The organism is Mucilaginibacter sp. A5337 (assembly GCF_059690695.1).
The window spans coordinates 919,950-943,879 of record NZ_JCAWEC010000002.1 but is presented as its reverse complement, the minus strand read 5'-3'; the positions used below and the strand labels follow the sequence as shown (position 1 = coordinate 943,879).

Annotated in this window: 17 protein-coding genes; 6 read left to right on the top strand and 11 right to left on the bottom strand. The window is 42.5% G+C overall.

Translation table 11 applies throughout. From position 1 onward, the window contains the following. Positions 1–68: 68 nt before the first annotated feature. Positions 69–290: a PspC domain-containing protein gene (locus tag AC59JO_RS08735; protein ID WP_022830549.1), complete on the bottom strand. Its 222-nt coding sequence runs from the start codon at positions 288–290 to the stop codon at positions 69–71. 4 nt (positions 291–294) lie between these two features. Next, positions 295–1,581 (bottom strand): DUF2851 family protein, encoded by a 1,287-nt coding sequence (locus AC59JO_RS08730; RefSeq protein ID WP_497304750.1) that lies wholly within the window; start codon positions 1,579–1,581, stop codon positions 295–297. A gap of 140 nt (positions 1,582–1,721) precedes the next feature. Here AC59JO_RS08730 and AC59JO_RS08725 point away from each other — a divergent pair, with 140 nt between their 5' ends. Further along, on the top strand, positions 1,722–3,047 hold the full coding sequence (locus AC59JO_RS08725; RefSeq protein ID WP_497304748.1) for an MFS transporter: 1,326 nt from the start codon (positions 1,722–1,724) through the stop codon (positions 3,045–3,047). A 161-nt stretch (positions 3,048–3,208) separates the two neighbouring features. Then, positions 3,209–4,273, top strand: coding sequence for a M20 family metallo-hydrolase (locus tag AC59JO_RS08720; protein ID WP_497304746.1), 1,065 nt, complete (start codon positions 3,209–3,211; stop codon positions 4,271–4,273). A 286-nt stretch (positions 4,274–4,559) separates the two neighbouring features. Here AC59JO_RS08720 and AC59JO_RS08715 read toward each other — a convergent pair whose 3' ends face one another. From AC59JO_RS08715 to AC59JO_RS08690, 6 genes are all read right to left on the bottom strand, one after another. Then, a complete protein-coding gene (locus AC59JO_RS08715; RefSeq protein ID WP_497304744.1) occupies positions 4,560–5,843 on the bottom strand; it encodes a glycoside hydrolase family 99 protein in 1,284 nt (427 codons plus the stop codon). A 35-nt stretch (positions 5,844–5,878) separates the two neighbouring features. Continuing rightward, entirely contained in the window at positions 5,879–6,895 is a 1,017-nt protein-coding gene (locus AC59JO_RS08710; protein WP_497304742.1) for a family 43 glycosylhydrolase, read from the bottom strand. A 62-nt stretch (positions 6,896–6,957) separates the two neighbouring features. Beyond that, a complete protein-coding gene (locus AC59JO_RS08705; protein ID WP_413667855.1) occupies positions 6,958–8,109 on the bottom strand; it encodes a hypothetical protein in 1,152 nt (383 codons plus the stop codon). A 23-nt stretch (positions 8,110–8,132) separates the two neighbouring features. Continuing rightward, on the bottom strand, positions 8,133–8,837 hold the full coding sequence (locus tag AC59JO_RS08700) for a DUF3823 domain-containing protein (RefSeq protein ID WP_413667856.1): 705 nt from the start codon (positions 8,835–8,837) through the stop codon (positions 8,133–8,135). 19 nt (positions 8,838–8,856) lie between these two features. Further along, positions 8,857–10,671: a RagB/SusD family nutrient uptake outer membrane protein gene (locus tag AC59JO_RS08695; protein ID WP_413667857.1), complete on the bottom strand. Its 1,815-nt coding sequence runs from the start codon at positions 10,669–10,671 to the stop codon at positions 8,857–8,859. 12 nt (positions 10,672–10,683) lie between these two features. Further along, positions 10,684–13,824 (bottom strand): SusC/RagA family TonB-linked outer membrane protein, encoded by a 3,141-nt coding sequence (locus AC59JO_RS08690; RefSeq protein ID WP_497304738.1) that lies wholly within the window; start codon positions 13,822–13,824, stop codon positions 10,684–10,686. Between the two features lie 512 nt (positions 13,825–14,336). Between AC59JO_RS08690 and AC59JO_RS08685 the strand changes: the two genes are divergently transcribed. The 3 genes from AC59JO_RS08685 to AC59JO_RS08675 all read left to right on the top strand — a co-directional run bounded on the left by AC59JO_RS08685 (position 14,337) and on the right by AC59JO_RS08675 (position 18,655). Then, positions 14,337–16,532: a carbohydrate binding family 9 domain-containing protein gene (locus AC59JO_RS08685; protein ID WP_497304736.1), complete on the top strand. Its 2,196-nt coding sequence runs from the start codon at positions 14,337–14,339 to the stop codon at positions 16,530–16,532. A 58-nt stretch (positions 16,533–16,590) separates the two neighbouring features. Continuing rightward, on the top strand, positions 16,591–17,337 hold the full coding sequence (locus AC59JO_RS08680) for an HAD-IIB family hydrolase (RefSeq protein WP_497304734.1): 747 nt from the start codon (positions 16,591–16,593) through the stop codon (positions 17,335–17,337). 97 nt (positions 17,338–17,434) lie between these two features. After that, a complete protein-coding gene (locus AC59JO_RS08675) occupies positions 17,435–18,655 on the top strand; it encodes an MFS transporter (protein ID WP_497304732.1) in 1,221 nt (406 codons plus the stop codon). Here the strand turns inward: AC59JO_RS08675 and AC59JO_RS08670 are convergent. Next, complete coding sequence (locus tag AC59JO_RS08670; RefSeq protein WP_497304730.1) at positions 18,652–20,343, bottom strand: sensor histidine kinase; 1,692 nt, start codon at positions 20,341–20,343, stop codon at positions 18,652–18,654. The two genes, AC59JO_RS08675 and AC59JO_RS08670, sit on opposite strands and share 4 nt — an antisense overlap. Before the next feature lie 414 nt (positions 20,344–20,757). On the opposite strand from AC59JO_RS08670, the gene AC59JO_RS08665 reads away from it, so the two are divergent. Further along, positions 20,758–22,554 carry a right-handed parallel beta-helix repeat-containing protein gene (locus AC59JO_RS08665; protein WP_497304728.1) on the top strand — a complete coding sequence of 599 codons (1,797 nt, stop codon included), beginning with the start codon at positions 20,758–20,760 and terminating at the stop codon, positions 22,552–22,554. Between the two features lie 34 nt (positions 22,555–22,588). Here the strand turns inward: AC59JO_RS08665 and AC59JO_RS08660 are convergent, their stop codons facing one another. Together AC59JO_RS08660 and AC59JO_RS08655 are read right to left on the bottom strand one after the other, a co-directional pair. Next, positions 22,589–23,098 carry a methyltransferase domain-containing protein gene (locus tag AC59JO_RS08660; RefSeq protein ID WP_413667864.1) on the bottom strand — a complete coding sequence of 170 codons (510 nt, stop codon included), beginning with the start codon at positions 23,096–23,098 and terminating at the stop codon, positions 22,589–22,591. 15 nt (positions 23,099–23,113) lie between these two features. Then, complete coding sequence (locus AC59JO_RS08655; protein WP_413667865.1) at positions 23,114–23,509, bottom strand: hypothetical protein; 396 nt, start codon at positions 23,507–23,509, stop codon at positions 23,114–23,116. Between the last annotated feature and the right edge of the window lie 421 nt (positions 23,510–23,930).

The following is a 23,930-nucleotide window of genomic DNA, read 5'->3' as shown; positions in this document are numbered from 1 at the left end:
AAAAATAATCGGTGGAATCCCCCCAAATAAAAATCAGCGAAATCAACGTAATCAGAAATGATCAGCGGTTAAAGATCTGTAACCCCTGTATGTTTACGTTTGATGAAATTTCTGATATCCAGTACAATACCAGCAAAGAAGTAAAATATAAGCGGAAAGCCTACCGCTAGGAACGAAGAGTAGATAAAGAATAGCCGGATCTTGGAGATAGAAATATTAAAACGCTCGCCAAGATAGGTGCATACGCCAAAAGAGTACCGTTCAAAAAAAGTGAGTATTCGCTGTAGCATGGTGTCAGGCCAGTTTTAGTATCTTATTACCAACGCCGCATTGCAGGCATTTCTTATAGTTACAGTAACTATTTTTTAACTCAAGCAATGCCTGTGATTCAAACGCAGTATCAATTTTCACTCCTAAGTTAACAAAATCGGCGATAATATTGTTTTTTTCGGCTGGTAAATTTTCTAGTAATTTAAGACTGCGGCTAATATAATATTGCTGCTGATGCTGTTTGCCATAACTAAAGAGGAACAAAGCCACCGTATTGAGCAACAAGATATCAACAGAACCATCGCCCATATTTTTTGACGATGGCTTGGATTGTACATCAAACCGGTAATGATCTTCCCAGTAATCGTTCACTTTGATCTCCGTAAATAAACCACGGAATGCTTTCACCTCTTTAATTTCCAGTATTTTGGATAACAGATGGTTTGATTGTACTATAAGCGCTGCAAATTGAGCCAGCCTGATTGTTGGAAAATTTTGGGGCCTTAACCGCATAAACTTCCACAGGTGGTTCTCAACCGGCTTAAGGTTGTATTTTTTGCGGAGATACCCGTATTCCTTTTGGAGTTTTAATGGGTATTCATCTTTAAACTCACCCTCTAAAAAGCCTGCCTGCCCAAATATCAGCGCCTCTATTTGCATAGCGTTGTTTTTGTTTTTGGCGAGGATTAGCTGCGGCAGGGACTTAGCGGTTAATTCAAATGGCAGGGCATTAACTTTAAAACCAAAATTCGCAGCCAGGAACTGGTAAAAAGTTTCTTCCCAATCGCCTTTGTTTAATGCCAAAGCTGCCGCTACATTGGCGGATCGTTTTTCCATCCGTTCAACCAGCACGCGGGTAAGCCAGTTTTGCATGGTGAGGCCATCAACGGTTGCAATACCAGCTTCGCAGGGAATAAAGGTTTGGTTGCCGAAAACCAGTTTATGGTATTTATTATAAAGCTCTTCACTGACGCGGTTTTGCAGTTCAAGCGTTGGAACTTTGCGCCCGTTTGGCAGAAACAACGGCACATCATTGCGATAAACTACATGCAGTATCACGTTATCATACGCGCCATCGTGCGTATGTCCATGCTTTTGCCAGTCAGAAGCAGAAAGATGTACTTCTACATTTCCAGCCCAAACCGTTTCGCCGATGCGGATCCTTGCATTATGAAAATCAGGGCCCGAATCAGAATTATGCAGCCCTGCCGAAAAGATCTCCAATTCTTCACCATCTACAGTTTGCAGGTTTTCGCGCTCAAAAAGTCTGAATTTCCAGATGTAATGCAAAAAATCTTCGGTGAATAACATGTTCGGTGAGTGGTTAATAAGGTTAGATTGGGTTGATTAAGTTGTTTTATTAAAGTTAAATATGCCGGTTATTATATTGGTATTGTACCTCTATTTTAAAATCCCTAATATTACGGAAACCAACAATATCTGCCAAACCTATGAATGAAATAAAATCACCAATACCCCAAACTACGGGTGGGCGCATCAAATCCATCATTGGGGGATCGCTGGGTAATTTGGTTGAATGGTATGACTGGTATGCTTACACTGCCTTTTCTCTTTATTTTTCGGATGCTTTTTTTCCTCCACAGGCTCAACTTTCTTCATCAGAAAACCAAACAGTACAGCTATTAAACACAGCGGGTATTTTTGCCATAGGCTTTTTAATGCGGCCAATAGGCGGCTGGGTGATGGGTACCTTTGCCGATAAACGCGGCCGTAAAACGGCGCTCACATTTTCTGTATTACTCATGAGCGTCGGCTCGCTTATCATTGCTATAACGCCGGGCTATAAATCTATAGGTGTTGCCGCGCCTATATTGCTCGTGTTAGCCCGTATTATCCAGGGCTTGAGTGTTGGCGGCGAGTACGGTACCAGCGCCACATACTTAAGTGAAATGGCCACGAAAAAACATCGTGGTTTTTATTCAAGCTTTCAATACGTAACGCTCATTATGGGGCAATTGCTCGCACTGGGCGTATTAGTTTTGCTGCAAAGAGCATTTTTATCCGAAAAACAACTGCACGACTGGGGCTGGCGCATTCCCTTTGGTATAGGGGCTATACTGGCCGTTACCACCATGTATTTAAGACGGAGCTTACAGGAATCGGCATCGTTTGAAAAGGAGGGAACTAAACCCAATGCCCTGAATGGTACCATAAAAGCTTTAACACAACATCCAAAAGCGGTCTTTACGGTAGTAGGATTAACCATTGGCGGCACGCTGGCTTTTTATACGTTCACTACCTATATGCAAAAGTTTTTGGTTAATACCTCAGGTTTTAGCAAAAGCGCCGCTACGCTCATCTCCACCTTAACGTTGGCTGTATTTATGGTGATCCAACCTTTATTCGGCTTACTGTCAGATAAAATTGGCCGTAAACCGTTGCTTATTGGTTTTGGGATACTGGGTACGCTTTGCACTATCCCTATTATGACCTTACTAAGTCATACCAAAGATGTATGGGTTGCATTTGCACTGATCCTTTGCGCACTGATCATTGTAAGCGGCTACACCTCCATCAACGCGGTTGTAAAAGCCGAACTTTTTCCGGCTAATGTACGCGCTCTGGGTGTAGGCTTCCCTTATGCCATAGCGGTATCGCTATTTGGTGGTACTGCCGAGTATATTGCCTTATGGTTCAAAAATGAACACCATGCGCAATGGTTTTACTGGTATGTAACTGTTTGTATTGCGCTTTCATTGATCCTGTACGTCACTATGAACGATACACGTAAGCATTCAAAAATGGAAGATGAGTAAATTTTTCGATGTGCAAATGGGTATGTAACCTTCGCGTTAATCAGGTGTTAAATTAACGGTAAATCTATCACGCCCGGTTAATGTTCAGGAAATGTATTTCATCCACGTGAATAAAAAGTATTAATTTTGCCCGTTCATTACAAGGGAGGACCCTTAAATTTATGACTGAAACAAGCAATTTATTTCAACTGGCAGTAACCTTACTGCAGCAACTGATATCCATACCGTCGTTTAGTAAAGAAGAAGACCGTACAGCCGATCTGATCAACGAATTTCTGCAATCGCACGGAGTAACTACTCATCGTAAACTAAATAACATCTGGGCCTGGAACAAACATTTCGATCCGGCAAAAGAAACTATCTTACTTAACTCACATCATGATACTGTTAAACCCAATTCGGGCTATACACGTGATCCCTACGATGCCAAAATTGAAGATGGTAAATTATATGGCCTTGGCAGTAATGATGCCGGAGGCTGTCTTGTTTCGCTTATAGCGGTGTTCCTGTACTTTCATGATAAGGAAAACCTGAAATATAATTTTTGCTTAGCCACAACTGCCGAAGAAGAGATCTCGGGTGTGAACGGCCTGGAGCTGATCATCCCCGAATTAGGGCAATTATCTTTTGGTATTGTGGGCGAACCAACCCTGATGCAGTTGGCCATTGCCGAACGTGGTTTGATGGTGTTGGATTGTACAGCTCATGGCCGTGCGGGTCATGCCGCCCGCGAAGAAGGGGAGAATGCTATTTACAAAGCTTTAACTGATATTGAGTGGTTCCGTACTTTTAAATTTCCTAAAGAATCGGAAGTTTTTGGGCCGATAAAAATGTCGGTTACCATTATTAACGCCGGTTCACAACATAACGTGGTACCTGCCAGCTGTGTTTATACTGTTGATGTGCGTGTTACCGATGCCTACCGTAATGAGGAGGTATTAGAGATCATCCGTGAGCATGTGACAAGCGATGTAAAGCCACGTTCTATCAGGTTAAAACCATCATCTATCCCAAAAGAACACCCCATAGTTCAGGCCGGCATAGCGCTTGGCCGTACCACCTACGGTTCACCAACCACGTCCGATCAATCGTTGCTTGATATCCCATCTATAAAAGTTGGCCCCGGCGATTCTGCACGTTCACATACTGCTGATGAGTTTGTGTATGTGGATGAGATCAGGGAAGGGATTGAGCTATATATTAAGATGCTGGAGCGTATTAATTAAGTACCGGTAACAGCTTGCTGAATCCAGATTTACGAAGTTTTAAAACTTCGTAAATCTTCTAAATCATATCCCTGCGTCCGTGTCCTCACGGACGTTTTGCTCTTCATAAAGCCTTATGAAACATATAGTTTGATAAGGCTTTTTTTATTGCATACAGGTTGACCGGGAGGACACGGTCAACGGGGGAGAGCGTATTAATTAAACCGGATATATAATGACGTGGTAGAGATGAGATTCTTTTGCTTCTCAAAGACCCTGGCTTAGAATAGCCTCAAAAGATCTAACCCTATTTAACCGGCGTAGGCCTTGTAGGTGTTAACGGGATTAATCCCTTAAACATCTTTGCACCATCGCCTGTAAGCCTCAGGTAGTAGTCTGCAGAGCAAGCTGTACCATCTTCGTCAAGGGTTACAAATGATGATCCCGCCGGAACAAAATCCTGGCTTTCGGCGGTCTTGGCTATCTGGTTGCCTTCATTATATTCGTCAAACATGGAGATGTAAAGTCCTTGTGCTCCTACACTTTTCATGTTAAAGAATTGCCTCCACATAAAATCACCGTGAGCGCGCTGATGTTCCTGCAGATCGCCGGGGAGGATACATGGCTGATAATCGATACCGTGGGCCTTACAATAGGCCACATCCGGGCGGTTAACCGAGCTGTAAAAGCTATCCGATTCACTTTTATTGCCAATGCGGCCAACCATCCAGGGCGATATCATATCCAGGGCGCTATAAGCTGAAAGGAATGCCGGGCGCGAGTCGCTATCCTCGGTACGCCAATGGGTAGGTACGCCGCCAATAACATAACACCCTTTGCTTTTAAACCATTTGATCACATCCAGGCATTGTGCAGCGGTAAAAGGGTGGTTATCATCACTGAAACCAAAGCCCCAGATACATACTACCGGCTTACCATTTTGCTTGGCATAAGCCGGAGATGCGGTATAAACCGACATTTTGTTGGTCCAGTCGGTTTTTATTTCCGACTGCATGTCTTTCCAGCCGCTTACATCATACATAATGTAAAACTTAACACCGTTTGCTTCGGCCGCTATTTTGGTTTTTGCTGCCATTGCATCACGTACGGGGCCTTCCAGACCGCTTGGGTTAAAGCGTTGCAAGGCAGCGCCGTCAATGCCATATTGTTTCATCCATTTAAACTGCACATCAATAGTTTGATCAGAGAAGGATGAAAACACATTTGCCGGCTGGCCGTTATTAAGGTTAGCATATTTGGTAGGGAAGGTTTTGGTATAATCCCGTACATCGGGCCATGATTTAATTGCCGTGTTGATTGGCGAAGGCTGCTCTTCCCAGGTTTGCGCCCAATGCCAGTACCTGTCAATGGGAGAGCCGTCGCCAATTGCTGCAAACCAGCCCTGGTAGCCAACAACAACTTTACCCACTACGTCGCCAACGGGCGATGGGGTAAGGTCTATCGTGTCTTTTGGCTTATTCGGTGGTGTAACATCACCTCCACTGCTACTTTTCTTTGAACAGCTTAACGCCAACACTACCATGGCGGCAATACAAAAAGTTGTTGGGTTTTTACTTCTGATATTTTTCATCGATCATTAATTAAAGGGGTTATGTGTTCGATTGGCTATTTTGAAGCTGTAGGTTCGACCATTTTGATTGAGCCATCGGTATTGTAATAAAGCTTATCCACGCAAATGGATCTCAGCCAGTCTTCATGCGATAATGCGCTGGTATGATAAAATGAATACCACTGACCTTTGTACTGCACTATAGAGCCATGATTAGTATAACTATCAGTTGGGTCCATATAAATTCCGCCGTATGTCCATGGGCCAAGCGGATTTTTACTGGTGGCGTAGTTCATGCGGTTATGCTTTCCGTTAACGTCGTGGTTATCTGAGTAGGAGAGATAATAAATGCCATTGCGTTTATGCACCCAGCTTGCTTCATGGAAATCTTTAAGCCCCTCCATTGGCTTCATTTCGCCCTCAATTTCCATCATATTATCCTTTAGCTTACCACCTTTGCAGATGCCACCACCACCATAATAAAAGTAGGCTTGTCCGTCATCATCAATAAAAACACAGGGATCAATCATCGACTCAAGTCTTTTAATATAGCCTTGCACGGTAAAACCGCTTGCCGGGCTTTTGCTGGTTGCCACACCAATTTTCCAGCTTTCGTTCCATTTGGTATCGCTTGGGTGGGGGAAATAAAAATAATAGGTGCCATTTTTATACGCGCAATCTGGCGCCCACATAAAGCCACCTTCTTTACGGCCCCAGGATACCTGCGATGCGCGAAGAATTTCGCCGTGGTCTTTCCAGTGTACCATATCATCGGTAGAAAACACGTGGTATTGATCCATCAAATCACAACCTCTTGCAGGATAAATATCGTGCGAGGCGTAAACATACAAACGGCCATCAGCCCAAACGTGTGCAGATGGGTCGGCGGTGTACATATCGCGGATAAAAGGATTAGGGGCGAGGGGAGTTTCGGCAACAGGCTTACCATTGTTTTGTTTTGACTGTTTGTCCTGCGCCTTGCTGCAACTTGCAATGAGTATTACCAAACTGAAAGTCATGGCAGCCGAAGCGCTTTTGCGGGCTATGGATTTTATTAAACTAGATATGGTCATTATTGATGTATTTAAGCCCGGAACCAGTAATATTCCAATTGCCGGGCTTGTTTTAGTATGTTTTATTTTGAGATAAAGCGCAGGTCATCAACACCGGTAACCAGGTCGTCGTGAGCTTTGCTGTTAGTCCAGAAAAAGATCCGGAAGTGGTTGATCTTGGTGTAATCGGCACCCGGATCAGTCCCAGAGGGCTTGATAGACTTATCAAAATCCAGCGTTATCTGGTTCCATCCATTTTTTAGCGTTGGTATCAATGGCGCTACATCCCAGGCTGATTCATGATCATCAGATTTACCAGAGCTGGTGATCTCGATAGAACCATCGGCTTTTAGCAATGATACATCTGATACATACCACCAGAAAGTGAACCTGCCATCAGCAGCACTAAAGGAACTATTGACCGGAGGATCGATATCCTTGATGAACTGCATAAAGTCGCTTCCGTTCGCAATGGTGTTTTTCAGGTATCCTGTGCCTTCTTTTTGGCCGGTGGTAGCTATCGTTGGCGTGCCCACAGTTTGCCAACCATCAGCCTTGTCGGCATTGTCAAACATTACTGGTGGAGGTGCAGGCGCCGCCCTGAACACAAAGTCGTCAACGCCTGTAATAAAATCAGCATGGTCTTTAGTTTGCGTCCAGAAGAAGATCCTGAAGTGGTTGATGGCCGAATAATCGGCGCCGCCATCATTGGTTTTAATAGCTTTGCTGAAGTTTAGGGCTATCTCATTCCACCCATTTTTTAGGGTAGGGATCAATGGCGCTACATCCCATGCCGATTCATGGTCGTCTGATTTACCTGAGCTCGTGATCTCGATAGAGCCATCAGCCTTGAGTAACGAAACATCTGAAACATACCACCAGAATTTAAACTGCCCGTTATTGCCGGTAAGTTTGGTATCTACCGGTGTTGACAGATCTTTAATAAACTGCATAAAGTCGCTACCGTTGGCAATGGTATTTTTCAGGTATCCTGCGCCTTCTTTTTGGCCACTTGTCGCGATACTTGGTGTACCAACAGTTTGCCAGCCGTCAGTTTTATCCGCATTGTCAAAGGATACCAGCGTAGGATCTACTGCAGGTGGCTTAGTGGTATCCGGCGGTGGTGGTTTCAGGTATGATGTATCGCGCGAAATATATTTTTCCTTTTTGCAGCCCACGGCTATCAGGCCTATCATGAGGATGGAACAAGCCATCATTGTCTTTATAAATTTCATTTCCTTTTTGGTTTTAGGTTAACTTATTTAGGAATATCTACCTGTACTATTTCCGAAAAATTTGAGCTGTTAAAACTATCGCTCAGGCGAACGCCCACCCGAACAAAGAACGTACGCCCCGGAATAAGATTGGGTACAGTAAGTGTTATCGATTTTTCGGCAGCGCTCATATCAATAAATGCCTTGTTGATGGTTTTGGCGTTCACATCCGAAAAGTCACGGATAGAAGCGCCTGTACCTACCAGTTTGGTGGTATTTACATATGGCTGCACGTCTTTGATGGTTGGTAAACCGGCAACAATAGGTGCGTCGATATCAAACGTGAGTGTGAGTGTGGTACCGGTTAAGGTATGCGTGAAGTTTTTGATCACGGTATACGGTGTAACCGTAAAGTCATGCTTGGTGCCTTGACCAATGTTAACCGTTACGGTATCGAGAACCGGCCAGAAAGCGCCGCCGGTAGGTACAATTTTATACCCGCCTTTAAACAATTTTGAATCCTCATAAGTACCATCAAATTTACTTGGAATGGTTTGCGGGGTAGTCCAGCCTATTTGCTGCAGTTTGATAGTGGTGCTACCGCCCGAGGTAAGGAGATTGCCGCCTTCGGATGATAATATATTACCCTGCAATGAAGCATTAGGGCCATCGTAGTTATCTGTTTTTGTACATGCAGAACTTGCCAGTATAGCTATGCCCACCAAAATTCTACCAATCAGATTTTTCATATCTTTAACTTTTAAATTCTTAATAATTAGGGTTGTTAGGAAGCAGGTTAGGATTTTTGCCGATTTCGCCGCCAGGGATAGGCTCATAGTAAAATTGCTTTTGGAAAGTGTACTCCCTGTTAAACAATTCAGGTTCGGCCAGGAAAATGTATTTGTTTTCATTTAATACATAATATGGCATCAGACCTTTAAAGTGGGCACGGTCAAGCACCACATCGGCAATGCGCCATCTTTTCAGATCCCAGTAATATTGATTTTCGAAAGCAAGTTCCATACGGCGTTCCTTGCGTACTTTATCCAGATCGATAGAGCCATAAGGTGTTGCGCCGGCGCGGCTCCTGAGCAGGTTGATAGAGGTTAAAGCATCGCCATTGTTGCCCAACTCTACAGCTGCCTCGGCACGGTTCAACAATATTTCGCCGTAACGCAGGTCAATCCAGGGCTGCTCGCTTCTGTTTAAGTCTACCGATGCCTGTGGTTTATTGTAATCAACGTATTTACGCACATAGAAACCTGTACGTGTTAACTCGTCGCCGCCGGTCCATGGGCCCGTAAAACCGATAACCTGTTTGCCCTGGTAAAGGGTTTTGGTATCACCTGCAAGTATATATGACCGTGAGTTTGGTTGTTTGGCGACTTCTGCGGCGGCAGTCCCGCTGAAAGAAGGGTAGATACCACGCTGCATGTCAAACATTAGCCCCCTTAACATAGCACCCGGGAAGTAGATGGTAGCCAGCAACCTTGGTTCAAGTCCTTGCATTAGTTCGGCACGATTATCGAAGCGTTTAGGGGTGCCGTCGTCATTAGTTACGTTCAGATTACCCCAAAGCTGCACGAGGTCAAGGGTAGGATATGAGCGGGATAATGCATTAGCGGTAAAGTAACGTGGCGACATGGTATCATCCCAGCTATGTGCAGTATGATTAGCAATAGAGTATTGCTTAATGAAGATGTTTTCAGGACTTGGTTTAAGGAACAGGTCAACATAGTTCTGCACTTTATCCGAATTAGCATTATAAAGCGAATAATGACCTTCCAATAATTTGGCAGCATCGTAAGCGGCCTGGAAATAGGTATTAGCCTTGCTTCCGGGGATCCCTACCAAACCTTGGGAGCGTGCCGGGCCATCAACAAAATTGGTTGAGCCATACTTGGCAATACAGGCTGCGTATAACATTACCCTTGATTTTAAAGCGGCGGCAGCATATTTATTTGCCCTGCCTGCATCGCTTGTTTCAGGCATCATCTGGTAACCAAGGTCAAGTTCCGCACCAATAAAATCCCAGGTGGCTTCTTCTTTATCACGATGTACCTGTAATTCGGATAACGGAGCAGCCGGATCCTGGGGCTCTTTAATGATAGGGACGCCGCCATAGCGTTTGGCTAAGCCAAAGTAATAGTAAGCCCGTAAAAAGTGAGCTTCACCCAATAAGGCATTCACCGTGTTTTGAGTTAAAGCTGCGGTATGTTTTGGAAGCTCGGCGATCAGGGTGTTCACATTCCTGATATCGCCGTAAGGCCAGTAGCCAAAACCGCCGCCTATATCCATGCCACCAAATGGGCCAACTTCTTCGCCGGTAACCGAAGCCGAGTTATAGAAGTTTTCCCAGTCGTTACTGCCGGTTTTAAATCCCTGGTCGGGCCGGTATTTAAAATCCTCGATAGGAAGGTTTTGATAAATAGTTGCTAAAAATGATTTTACGCCCGATTCGCTATCATAAATGATATTAGGTGTAAAAATGTTAGTAGGCGGGATGTCTAATTTTTGGCAGGAAGTTACCGAAGTACCTACACCGACAGAAATCGCTATAATGAGTTTGTGTATTTTTTTCATGTGTTAAATGATTTAGAATGAAACATTTGCACCCAGGTTAAAGGTCCTGTTCATTGGGTAGGTATAACCGCCAAGGGCTACACCAAAGTTGCCGCCATCTCTCGGATTAGGCCCCTGGTGTTCCGGGTCATAATTCTTTAATCCGGTGAATGTTAGTAGATTATAGCTGTTTACATAAACCCGGAATTTCCTCACCCCAATGGCTTTTAATACAGCAGGCGACAGCGAGTAACCAAATTCAAGCGTTTTGACGCGCAGGTAGCTGGCGTTTTGAATAGCTTTTGTACCCTGAGCATCCGGCGAGCCCATTGCAGGATAATAACCTGGTACCCATTGCGTATTCGGATCAAATACGTTGGCCGAAGGATCTACAGTATGCCAGCTATCCAGGAAACGGGTTAACGCGCTGCGGCCATACATTAGCGGCGATGCAAATTGTTCGCCATATTGTACATATACCCCTGCTGCTCCTTGTAAAAGCATGTTCATATCAAAGCCTTTGTAGCTTACACCAATGGTAAGGCCATAGTTATACAACGGGATATCGGTAGTGGCAATAGGATGGCTGTCTTTATCGTCAATTACACCATCATTGTTCCAGTCTTTATAGTAATAGTCGCCGGGAATAGTATTGTTATTACCGCCGCCGGTATTTACACCATAGTTATAAATTTGGTTATATGAGGTAAACTGTCCTGCATATTCAGGTCCCCACCAAACATTTTGATACCTGTTGGTCTGGTTCTCTTTCCAGTTCAGGTATTCGTTACCCGACCCGCCACGAAGTACTTTTAATGCCTTTAAACGTGTGGTGCCAATATTGCCGGTTACGTTTAAGCCAACCTGGCCAAAGGTATTACGGTACGACATGTTGAAGTCCAGGCCCTGAACACGGTCACTGTTATAGTTGATTTGTGGTACGGCAGCACCTACAGTTCCCGGTAAAGCTACTGCCGGCTGTGCCGGTAAACCAGTCCTGTCGTTCCTGAAAACCTCAATAGTACCATCAACTTTACCCCCAAACAAACCGAAATCAACAGCGATATTTTTGATGGTATTTACTGACCATGTTAAACCTGCGTTTCCTAATTTAGGTGCTGAGCCATTTACTGCGCTTGAGCCAAATATGTAGCTGTTTACAGGATAAGTGTAGCCATTTACATAGTTAAATGCAGGAGCATTTGCTTCATCACCAGTTTGACCGTATGAAGCTCTGATCTTCAAGTTCGAAAGGATATTTTCAGATACCAGATTACGGAAAAAGCTTTCCCTGGTTAACACCCAGCCAATTGACCCACCGGGGAAAAAGCCCCATTGATCTGCGCCGGGTTTGTATAGGTTATTACCATCACGCCTAAAGCTGAACTCGGCAAGATATTTTCCTTTATAATCATAATTTAAACGACCTATGATACTCCTGTGGGCACGGTCCTGTAAAGCACCTGCATCCATACCACCCGACATATTAGAGTTTTGCAGACCACCAAACAGATAATCAACCGGGATCTCGATATCGCGGTAAGCGTTAAAATTATCGGCGGTTTCATGGCTTTGCTCATAGGTGGCCATTGCTGTAATGTTGTGGTCTTTAGCGAAGGTATGGGCATAGTTTAACGTTAACTGACTTAGCGTATTAAAGTGGGTGTAATACTGGCGGGTAATGCCTGCCGGCGAGTTTACTACACTTGGTATGTAGGTGTCGTTATCAGCCTTGTAAGTGTAAAGTGAAAATGATTTTCTGATGATGTTGTTATCGGCAGTTCCATAATCTATATTGAACAATGCTTTTGCGCTAAGTCCGGTTACACCAGGAATATCATAAGTTAAGTTTAACTGACTGGTTATGTTTTTGTTCCTGAAACGTTTCGAACCTACTTTATTGGCATCAGTGATGATAGACGGGTTCATGTTATCATCAATTACCGCCGGATAAAGTGGATTGTCATTAGCGTAGATCTGGTGAGTGGGGATCTGGTTCCAGGTATATTTATAAATGGTCCATTCATCAGTATAAGGCAGATTCTTTTCGTCCATCCAGGCCGATGTTAGTACTTGTGCCCTTAAGCCTTTGGTGATGGTTGCGGTAACGTTTGAACGGAAGTTGTATTTATTATAATTCAGACTGCCGGTTTTAAATACGCCATCCTGGTTCTGATATCCAAAGTTGAAGAAATAGCTGATCTTATCATTACCGCCATCAATATTCAGGTTATGCTGAATTTGGTTGGCGGTTTTCTTGAAAACCATGCCAATCCAGTCGGCTGATTTATAAGTGCCGTCGAGCCATGGTTTAATATCGGCATATGAGTATTGTGGTGTAACATTGTGCACAAAGTTATTAGCAAAATCACGCTTAACTTTTTCGTTGGTTAACAACATATAATCAACAGCGCCAACACCTTCGGGCATACCCAAAAAAGTTTGTATAGCATCGTTAACTGAATAGTTGATGTTGATCTTGCCGTTTTTGCCCCCCTTTTTTGTAGTGATAATGATAGCACCACCAGCTGCACGCATACCATAAATAGAAGCCGCCGCATCTTTCAGTACCGAAATGCTTTCAATCTCATTTGGGTCCATACGGCCAACGGTTGATTGGTCACCTCCGATAATACCATCAATAACAATTAGCGGAGCGCTTTGATAACCCCTGATATTCAAATTGTTGGCGTAGGAACCTGGCTCGGCAGTGGTTTGTACAATACGCACACCGGGTATTTTACCGGTAAGCATATTAATAACGCTTTCGTTTTTGGTTGTAGTGATCTCTTTGCTTTGCAGTGTAGCAATGGAACCTGTAATGGTTGCCCTTTTTTGCACACCGTAACCTACAACTACAACCTCCTCAAGGCTTTTATTGGTTGTTTTTAGGGCGATAGTGCCGTCTTTAATATCCTTAACGGCTATTTCCTGTGTTATATAACCTATATAGGATACCTGCAGGATGGCATTAGGCCCGGGTACCTGGAGCTGGAACTTGCCGGCTAAATCTGTAATGGCGCCAGTATTTGTATCCTTGATCTTTACACTTACCCCCGGAAGTGTCGACCCATCGGTTAAGTCTATTACTTTCCCGTTGATGGTAGTTTGCTGGGCTAACAAACTAAGCGGGAAAAGGAAGAAAAGTATAAGTAAGTATTTATATTTTTTCATATCGTCTCTCTTTGTTGATTGGTTAAGTTTATTTGGTTGGTTACCCACTTGGGGTAATAAATAGCGCATGCGGCGGCAAGCCTTACGGCGGGTTGATGTCGTAGTAATACATGGTTTAAAGAGTTTGGTTAAAGCAGTGCTTTGTTGCAGTTACGCGATAAAAGCACCGTAGCTGGTTTATAATTTCAAGTACAAAACAACAGGCGGGCATTAATAAAAAATAAATAATACATTAATAAAGGCCGTATTAATGCCCAAAAACGCGGTTTTATGAACTTTTTTGCAATCGATTGCGGAAAAAGATGATTTCCGGGAAAATAATTTGATTTTTAATGGCAGGTGTGATAGGTTGATGCATTTTTAACAAAAGGTGATACGGATTAGCAAATATTTAATTATTGGCACGAAGAAACGATGCGAAGCCGTAAATTATATGATACAAGGCATTGATTTTTGCTTAAAAAATGTAGTTTTAAAATTCGTGAACCAATAAATTATATACCCTTATCTTAATGCCCCTTAAACGTGCCTGCCAGCTTCCTGTAAAACTGCTATTGCTTATCATGTTGTGTTGCGTAAACTACTTTTATGCATCCGCGCAAAAAAAGAACGCCGGGTATAAGTATCATATCCGCAGGGCCACTTCGGCTATTAATATAGATGGGGTAATGAACGAGCAGGCCTGGATGCAGGCTGATTCGGCGGGCGACTTTTTTATGGTATTGCCGATGGATACCAGTAAGGCTAAGGTGAAAACCGAAGTACGGATGACCTATGATGATAAAAACCTGTACATTATAGCCATCAATTATAATTCGGTACCGGGGCCGTATATGGTTGAGTCGCTGAAACGCGATTTCAATTTCGTAAAAAATGATAACTTCCTCATTTTTATGGATCCTTTTGATGCCCGTACCGATGGCTTCAGTTTTGGGGCTAACGCAGCCGGAGGGCAGTGGGATGGGAGCATGTACGAGGGCGGTAAGGTTGACCTGAGCTGGGATAACCGCTGGTACTCGGCCGTAAAAAATTACCCTGATAAATGGATCTGGGAAGCATCTATCCCTTTTAAAAGTATCCGTTATAAAAAAGGGATCAAGGAGTGGGGGATCAACTTTAGCCGCAACGACCTCAAAACTGCCGAGAAATCAAGCTGGACACCTATCCCGCGGCAGTTCCCTACGGCTTCGCTAGCATATACCGGCACACTGGTATGGGATGAAGCGCCGCCAACTGCAAGCAGTAACGTATCTATTATCCCTTATGCACTTACAGGTTTATCCAAAGATTATCAGCATAATAACAAAACTGAATATAAGCATGAGATAGGAGGAGATGCCAAGATCTCTGTTACGCCATCTTTAAATCTTGATTTAACAGTCAACCCCGATTTTTCGCAGGTGGATGTTGATCAGCAGGTAATTAACCTGAACCGGTATGAACTTTTCTTTCCCGAAAAGCGGCAATTCTTTTTAGAGAACGGCGATTTGTTTGCAAACTTTGGCTACTCCGATATCCGGCCTTTTTTTTCCAGACGGATAGGATTGAATGTGCCGATTGACTTTGGAGCAAGGCTTACCGGTAAATTGAATAAAGACTGGCGTATTGGCGCTATGGATATTCAAACCGGCGGTTCGGGCGGTGTAGCACAAGCGCCCGAAAATTATGGTATTATTACCTTGCAAAGGCGGGTGCTCGACCGTTCCAATATTGGTTTCCTGTTTGTAAATAAAGATGCTACAGCTAATATTCCCGGTACCAATACAGGCTCCACCGCCTATAACCGCAATATAGGTGCTGAGTTTAACCTCGCGTCAAGAAGCAATATCTGGACAGGCAAAGTGCTTGCCCTCAAGTCATTTACACCTGGCGTAAGCGGCCATGACTATGTAGTATCTGATCATTTTCAATATCTCAGCAAATATTGGACGCTGTACATGCAGGAAGAATATGTAGGCAAAAACTATAACGCCGAAGTAGGTTATGTGCCCCGTGTTGGTTATGTGAAGCTTAGCCCGTTGTTGTTACGCAACTTTTTCCCTAAGCAGGGAAATATCCTGAGTCATGGCATTCAGCTTACATCCAATTATTTTTTTGATGAGTCGTTTCATCGTACTGATAATGAAAGCATCCTGTCATATCTCATCACTTTCCGTAATAGGGCAACACTGTCGGTATCTGGCATTAACGATTATGTGCGGCTGTTAAAACCTTACGATCCTACCAATATCGGCAAAGGTTTATTACCTACCGGGTCGGAGCACAACTGGAATACTATTGATATTCAGTTTGCTTCTAAGCCGCAAAATGTATTTACTTATCTGCTTGAGGCATCGCACGGTGGTTATTATGATAAAGGCATACGTAATAGCGTTACAAGTTTGGTTGGCTATCGTTTTCAGCCTTATGTAAATATCGCTATCAATACGTCATTCAACGATTTAAGGTTGCCGCAACCTTTCGGGCATAACACGTTCTGGCTGGTTGGGCCAAAAATTGATGTTACCTTTACCAATAGCCTGTACTTTACAACCTATGTGCAGTACAACCAGCAAATAGATAATATCAATATTAACACGCGCCTGCAATGGCGTTATAAGCCGGCATCGGATCTTTTTATAGTTTATGGCGATAACACTACACCATCTCCCTATATGGTAAAAAACAGACAGCTTACTTTAAAGTGGACGTACTGGTGCAACTTATAACAGTATTGTTATAAAACAAGCTCAGTTGATGGCTGTTGGGCTATTATATCTGCCCGTAATGAAAAAGCTGATCATATTTGATTTGGACGGTACCCTTGCCGAAAGTAAGGCTGCCCTTGATAAAGAAATGGCTGTGTTGCTAGCCGATTTAATGAAAGTTGCAAAAGTGGCCATTATATCGGGCGGCGACTGGCCTCAATTTGAAAAGCAAATATTATCAAACCTGCCCGACAAAAAATCGCTCAAAAACTTGTCGATATTACCAACTTGCGGTACTAAATACTACCAGTACAAAAAAGCAGGTTGGAAAAAATTATATTCTGAAGATTTCACCGATACCGAAAGACGAGAGATCATCGGTAAATTAAACACGGCTGTTGAAGCATCAGGTATAAAATTTAAGAAAACCTGGGGCGATCAAATAGAAGATCGTGGAAGCCAAATCACCTTTTCGGCCTTAGGCCAGCGTGCGCCGCTCGATGAAAAAAAGAAGTGGGACCCTAAATATGTCAAACGGAAAAAAATCAAGGCCCTGCTTGATAAATCGCTAACAGGTTTTTCGGTACAAATAGGAGGAGCTACTTCTATTGATATTACCAAACCCGGCATTGATAAAGCTTATGGCATTCATAAACTACAGCACACTTTAGAAATAGCTATCAGTAAGATGATATTTATTGGTGATGCCTTATTTGAAGGCGGCAACGACCATCCCGCCCGTACAACCGGGGCAGATTGCATCCAGGTGCGTAATCCGGAAGAGACCAAGCGCGTTATTGAGGGTATAATTCTTTGCTTGAAATAGTATTGTCTGTTCTCCTTAGGGTCTGCTTAAAAGTGATTTTAATGTAAAGTGTATTGTTTACACTTAAGTGGTAGGTAAAACTGCCTATCTTTGCAACATGGAAGCAGATTCAAGTATAGAGAGTACATCATCAAATGTAGTTTTAGCCATCGCCGGATTTGTAAAATTTACCTTTATGGGATATTTTACTATTGGTTTGAGTCTTGGGGTACTTCCGGTGTTTATTCATAACCAGTTAGGGTTTAGCGCTATGATCGCTGGTATAGTGATTAGCCTGCAGTATTTAAGTACTTTTCTATTCAGGGGATATGCGGGCAGTATCATCGATAAAAAAGGCCCAAAAACTGCCGTGCTTTCCGGGTTAACAGGTTTTGCTATTAGTGGCCTGTTTTTGTGTGTGGCCTTTTTGTTTAAGGGACAACATGAACTATGTTTGATTTTAGTTGCCCTTACCCGGCTTGTAACAGGTTTTGCCGAGGGATTGATAGGATCAAGTCCTATAAATTGGGCCATTAATACTACAGGCGAACAAAATACAGCACGGGCTATATCATACAACGGTATAGCAAGTTACGGCGGACTTGCAGTAGGTGCTCCAATCGGGATTTTGCTTGCTTATAACTATGGCATAGCGGGTATTGGTATTGTAGTTTTTATACTCGGTATGATTGGCTATTTGTTGGCCGGAAGAAAAAATGATGCTGTAATGAAAAGCACTGAAAAGCGAAAGTCATTTGCTTCGGTACTTAAAACAATTGCCCCGTATGGGATATGCCTCACACTGGCCGCGTTAGGTTTTGGTACTATATCCACCTTTATAACACTTTATTATGCATATTTAAACTGGAACAATGCAGTACTTTGTCTTTCGGTTTTTAGCGTCTTTTTTATTTTAGGCCGGTTAATATTTGCAGGGGCAATTGATAATTACGGCGGACTAAAAACAGCCATTGCCTGTATGGCGTTAGAGTCGGTAGGTTTAGCGGTGCTTTGGCTGGCCAATATGCCACAGATAGCACTTGTTGGTGCAGGAATAACAGGACTTGGGTTTTCGCTTGTATTTCCTGCACTTGGGGTAGAAGCTGTTAAATTAGTGCCCGGTTCAAATAAAGGCGCTGCATTAGGAGCTTACGGCTTGTTCCTTGATATTTCGCTTGGGCTCACCGGGCCGATGATAGGCGGAGTGGCCAGTCATTTCGGGATGTTATATATATTTCCGTTCAGTATGGGAATGGTATTTTTAGGCTTAGTTTCGTGCCTTTTTATCGGCTGGAGAGTAAAAAGCTTTAAGGCACAATCCCATAACGCGGGTATTTAATCTATTTCATACTTTTCGTAAGGAATTTCAAAGCTGAAAGTACTTCCTTTGCCAGCATCGCTTTTTACGCTGATACTTCCTTTTTGCAATTCAATCAGTTGCTTACAAATGTATAAACCAAGACCGGTACCGGTGTTTCCTTTCGCTGAGCTGGTTTGGTAATATTTAGAAAATAAGTTCATCTGTTGTTCCTGGCTTATACCAGCCCCGGTATCTGTAATATCAACTGTTAGCCCCTCTGCGCCCCCAGTCAATTTCAGTGTTGCTTTAATGTTTACGCTTCCTGTTTCAGTATATTTAATGGCATTGCTAACAAGGTTCACGATAATCTGCTTTAGCCTGAAACTATCACCCAAAACTTCAGCTTCCGGATCGCCTTCAAAATGATAATTCAATTCCAGTTGCTTTTTATCGGCACTAAATGCCATGCTTTCTATTACCTCTTTTAATGTTTTATCCGGGCAGAACGGATCATGATGGATTTTTAGTTCGCTGCTTTCCATCTTTGCAGCATCAAGGGTATCGTTGAGTGTTTGCAGCAGTAGGTCGGACGATGCTCGAACTGTACCCAGCATTTCCGATTGTTTGGGTGTTAGTGTCGTTCGGCTGAAAATGTATAAAAAGCCATTTATAGATGTAAGCGGGTTACGGATTTCATGACTCATATGCAACAGCAGGTCCTGCTTTTGTCGCGCTATCGTTACGGCACGTGCGTTCTCTTTAAGTAAGCGCCCTTCAGACTGCCCCAGCTTAATTACAAACACAATCAGCAGCACTGCAAAGGCCAAAAGCAATAAAAGCGCAACAAGGTAAAGCCTGTTTAGTAAACGTGTTGTTTCCAGGTAACTATTAAATGCTAAACCCTTAAAGGCATCAGTCATGCTGTAATTTATATCCTTAATCGTTGTAATTAACTGCTCCATTTTATGGGTAATGCGCATATTGAGGGCGATGAGTTGCCTTTGCGCTTCCTGTAATTTGAAGTTGCTTTGTTGTAACTGCTTTATCTTATTAAGGTAGCTCGACTGATCTTTATTTCGAAGTTTTTGTGTAACTGAATCAACATAAACCCGGGTTCTATGGTTAATAACAACCCCGCCGGAGCCTGTAGCATAAGCATTTTTATTTTTAATAGCTTCCTTAATCCTCGCAAAAAAGCCTTTTCTTTTTAATGTGCCAGGCTGGGTTAAAGTGTCGGTGCTGTTTTGCACAGTACGGCTACTTTTAACAGCAAGTTTATTTTTAATGGTCGCAGTATTGTAATCTGAGTATGTTGTGAGTAGGGAATCAAAGTCGTGCCGGGCAGATAGAAGATCAGTGGATAGTTTTAGCTTTTGATTATGCCATGTATGAAGTTGAGCGCGCTGTTCAACATTTAGTTTGGAGGAGTCATGCTGCATGTTCAGCAGTGTATCAATTTCGGAAAATGCTAACGAAAGTTTGGCCTGGTAAGCCTGAGCTTTAGTAGCATCGGCATCTACGAGCGAGGATTGAAATAGATCCTCGGCCTGGTGAAGTAATAGCAACGCTTGCTGGGGCCTGGAATTGTTAAGGTCCATCAGGTGCGATATCTGGGCCGTATGGGCTAATCTTTCGGTGATCTTATCTCTCACAAAAAGAGCTGCGATGACTAAAATTATGGTAAAGGCTAAAAAAGCAAGCAGGATCTTCCTGGATAAAACGTTCATATAATTATTTTCATCAGTGTTCCGGTTTGTGTCAATTTGGAATTGATACCGCCGTCGCCAATGGTTTTGAAGAACAATGATAATGATAAAAATAATATAATCAGCCGGTGATTACCTCGATTGATTGTCAGCGGCTTTCATGGAGGGGTAAATATTTAACTTATATTTTAATAAATGACTTTCGCGTATGTTAAATGTATCGGATGTTAAGTAAAAGTGTGGTGCCCTGATTTAATTATAAGTTATGAAGTAAAAACAAGGTAATTTTTAAATGCAAGTTTGGGATAAGGAGAAATTTATAAATGCATACTTATACGTTAAACCTTTACACCATATATTAGTAGCCTGATATTTACCATGAGATATTTTACGATAAAATTCCTATTGCTTTTAAGCTTATTGTTGATATGCAACTTGTTAAAAGCTCAAAATAAACCTGTTGAGTATTTAGCTTCATCAGCAAGGCATATTTCCCCGGGCAACCGAACCTATTATATCGACCCTGTTAAGGGTAATGATAATAATACCGGGCTAACAGATGTAAAGGCATGGAAAACATTTACAGGCATTAACCGGCTTATTTTATCGCCGGGTGATGTTGTGAAGATACTATCGCCGGGAGGGTTTCACGAAACGTTGTCAATTATGGCCCGTGGAGTGAAATACAGGCCGGTAAAGATCTGGTTTGCCCCCGGACAGTATAGCTTTTTTCCGGATGAAGCATACAAAACACAATTGCAGATTTCCAATACCAACGATGCGCCTTACGGATTAAAAGCAATTGCATTAATGCTTGATAGCAGCAAATTCGTGGATATTGATGGTGCTGGTGCAACGGTAAACCTTCGCGGAAAAATGATTGAAACGTATATTAATAACAGCCATCATATTAAATTGAACGGTTTGAGTTTTGATTACCACCGACTAACGGTTTCTGAATTTAGCGTGGTAACAACAACGTCAAAATATGCCGATGTTACGGTTAATGCCGAATACAAGTTCGCCATTAACGACAGCACACTAACATGGCTGGGGGAAGGCTGGAGTTACCAGCCCGGATCATATTGGCAGGTGTATGATCACGTCACTAACGAATTATCGAGAATAGATATTCCGCAGGAAGGGCTTCGCTATGAAGCTACAGGAGAGCATAACCTGAGAATATTTTTCAAAAACAATCCGGGCTTTAAAAAAGGCTTAACCTATCAAAATCGTGATGTTACCCGTGATTGCGCCGGTTTTTTCATACAAAAAAGCAGTAATATCAATTTAAACCACATTCGCATTTATTTTATGCACGGCATGGGCGTAGTAAGCCAGTTTAGCAATGACCTGAGTTTTAATCATGTTGTGGTAAAGGCGAAAGATGGTCGTACCTGTGCTGCATGGGCAGACATCCTTCATTTTTCGGGTTGTAGTGGTAAAATTGAAATAGCCAGTTCATACCTGTCCGGGGCAAATGACGACGCAATTAATGTGCATGGCACTTTTCTGAAAATAACAGAAAAGCTTTCGGCAACTCAGTTTAAAGTGAGGTTCATGCATGACCAAACTTACGGATTTGATGCTTTCTCGGTAGATGACAGTATCGGGCTTGTTCATCCGGCGAGTTTGCTTACTTATCAAAATAACAAGGTGTCGAAAGTTGAGAGACTGAATAACAGGGAATTTTTGCTGGATTTTAGCAAACCGATGCCTGATGATATGCAAACAGGAGATGTAGTGGAGAACATCACCGCTACGCCGCAGGTATGGATCCATCACAATACTATTGAAAAGATCCCGACAAGGGGCATCCTGGTTACTACTCCCAGGAAAGTAATAATCGAGAACAATATAATTAACCGAACCCACAACAGCGCAATTATGATCAATGATGATGCATCGAGCTGGTATGAGTCGGGTGCAGTAAAAGATGTTACTATTAAAAACAATACCTTTTATGAATGCGGAGGGCCGGTTATAGCCTTGTCGCCAGAAAATAAGATAAAATCAGCAGCTCCGGTTCATTCCGGGATTAAAGTAATTGATAATAAGATCATATTGAAGGACATCCGGTTTTTTGACGCTTCAAGTACATTCGGAATTAAAGTTACGGGGAATGAGATAACAACACCCCGCAGTATTAAAAATATTGATCAATTGATAAGTTTAAAAGACTGCCAGGATACCAGGGTTTATAACAATCAGCTAATAAAGCAAAAAGAGTAATAGGGCGGTGGATATATGTTAACAGAATGGTAGTTTATTTAAGAGCGAGCGCCGAGTAGATTATTCCTCCAAACCTTGATGGCGCTTGCGCCAATTTAACGGTTTTATAACCTAAGCGGGTAAACTCAATATCTAACTTTTGAAATGATATAGGGTAGGGAACCCATGGATTAGCTTTGGTGGTATCATATTCTACAATTAGAAATTTAGGATTGCTTTTAAACCTCTTCTCCAACTGTTTTATCAAATTTGATTTATCAGCTACAAAATGCAATGAGTTTGCCATAAGCAATCCATTCAGCGAATTTAGGCCAATTGGTTCATTTACAAAATCAACTTTTCTAAAATCTATTTTGACGTTATCGCTAAAAGCAGGAAAATGTTGTTGCGTTTTGTCGATAGCTGTAATATTACTTTCCGGAGGCAGCAGGCTTGCAAGGGCAAACGTAAATGTGCCGTTTCCGCAACCCAGATCTGCCCAGTGTTGCGGGTGTTCATTTGTTATTCCTTTTTCTATCAGCGCTATAGCTTCGGATTGTTGCATGCCTTAAATGAAGCGCTAAAACTCGTCGGCCGTGCTACGGCTATCAATAAATGGCGAACTATAAAAACTTATAATTAAGAGGTCGTAATCAACAAGGAAGGTCCATTCTGAAGTTTGATCCTTTTTGTAAGTGACAACATCTTCGCAACCAAACGAGTAGTTAACGTCAAGCACTATACGGAAGCTTCCCTGACCTTTGTTCGGATCAAATTTGATCCTGTCGAAATTTAAACGGATTACCTCCGGCGAACCTTCCGGCCTGAATTCGCGCTCAAGCGCATGTTTAAGCTCTTCGTAGTTCACCGAAAGAGGCTCAAACATAACATTCATAAACCTTAACAAGCTTGCAGGTTCATTCTTTAGCTCATCAAGCTGCTCTTTGTTAAGTTTAATTTGTAAGCTGTTCATCATCAATACAAATTTAAAAACAAAAGCTGGATTAAATCAAAATTGAGACATTAACCCAGGCAAGCGCATCCGAATAGGGTTAACACTTTTTTAAAGTATTGAATTTGAATTATTTATAATCAGTTTATTGTGTTTTTTAGGGGTTGCACCAAACTGATATTTTTAAGCAATTAGGCATGTCCAAATGTCCGTGCCTGTATTTGCAAAGCATCCGCTGAGAAATCTGGGCTATTTAACTGCCATCGATGTATAAAACAAGTATCATTTGATACTAATAGCTCTCCGACACCTCATCCTTATTTCATTAGTTGTTTTTATAACAAGCTATCGTCACTAAATATTTGAATGGGAAGGCCCTGGGGTATTAACCTTATTTAATTGTTTTAAGTACATTAATTTAAGTACGAAATCGATTGCGTTGAAA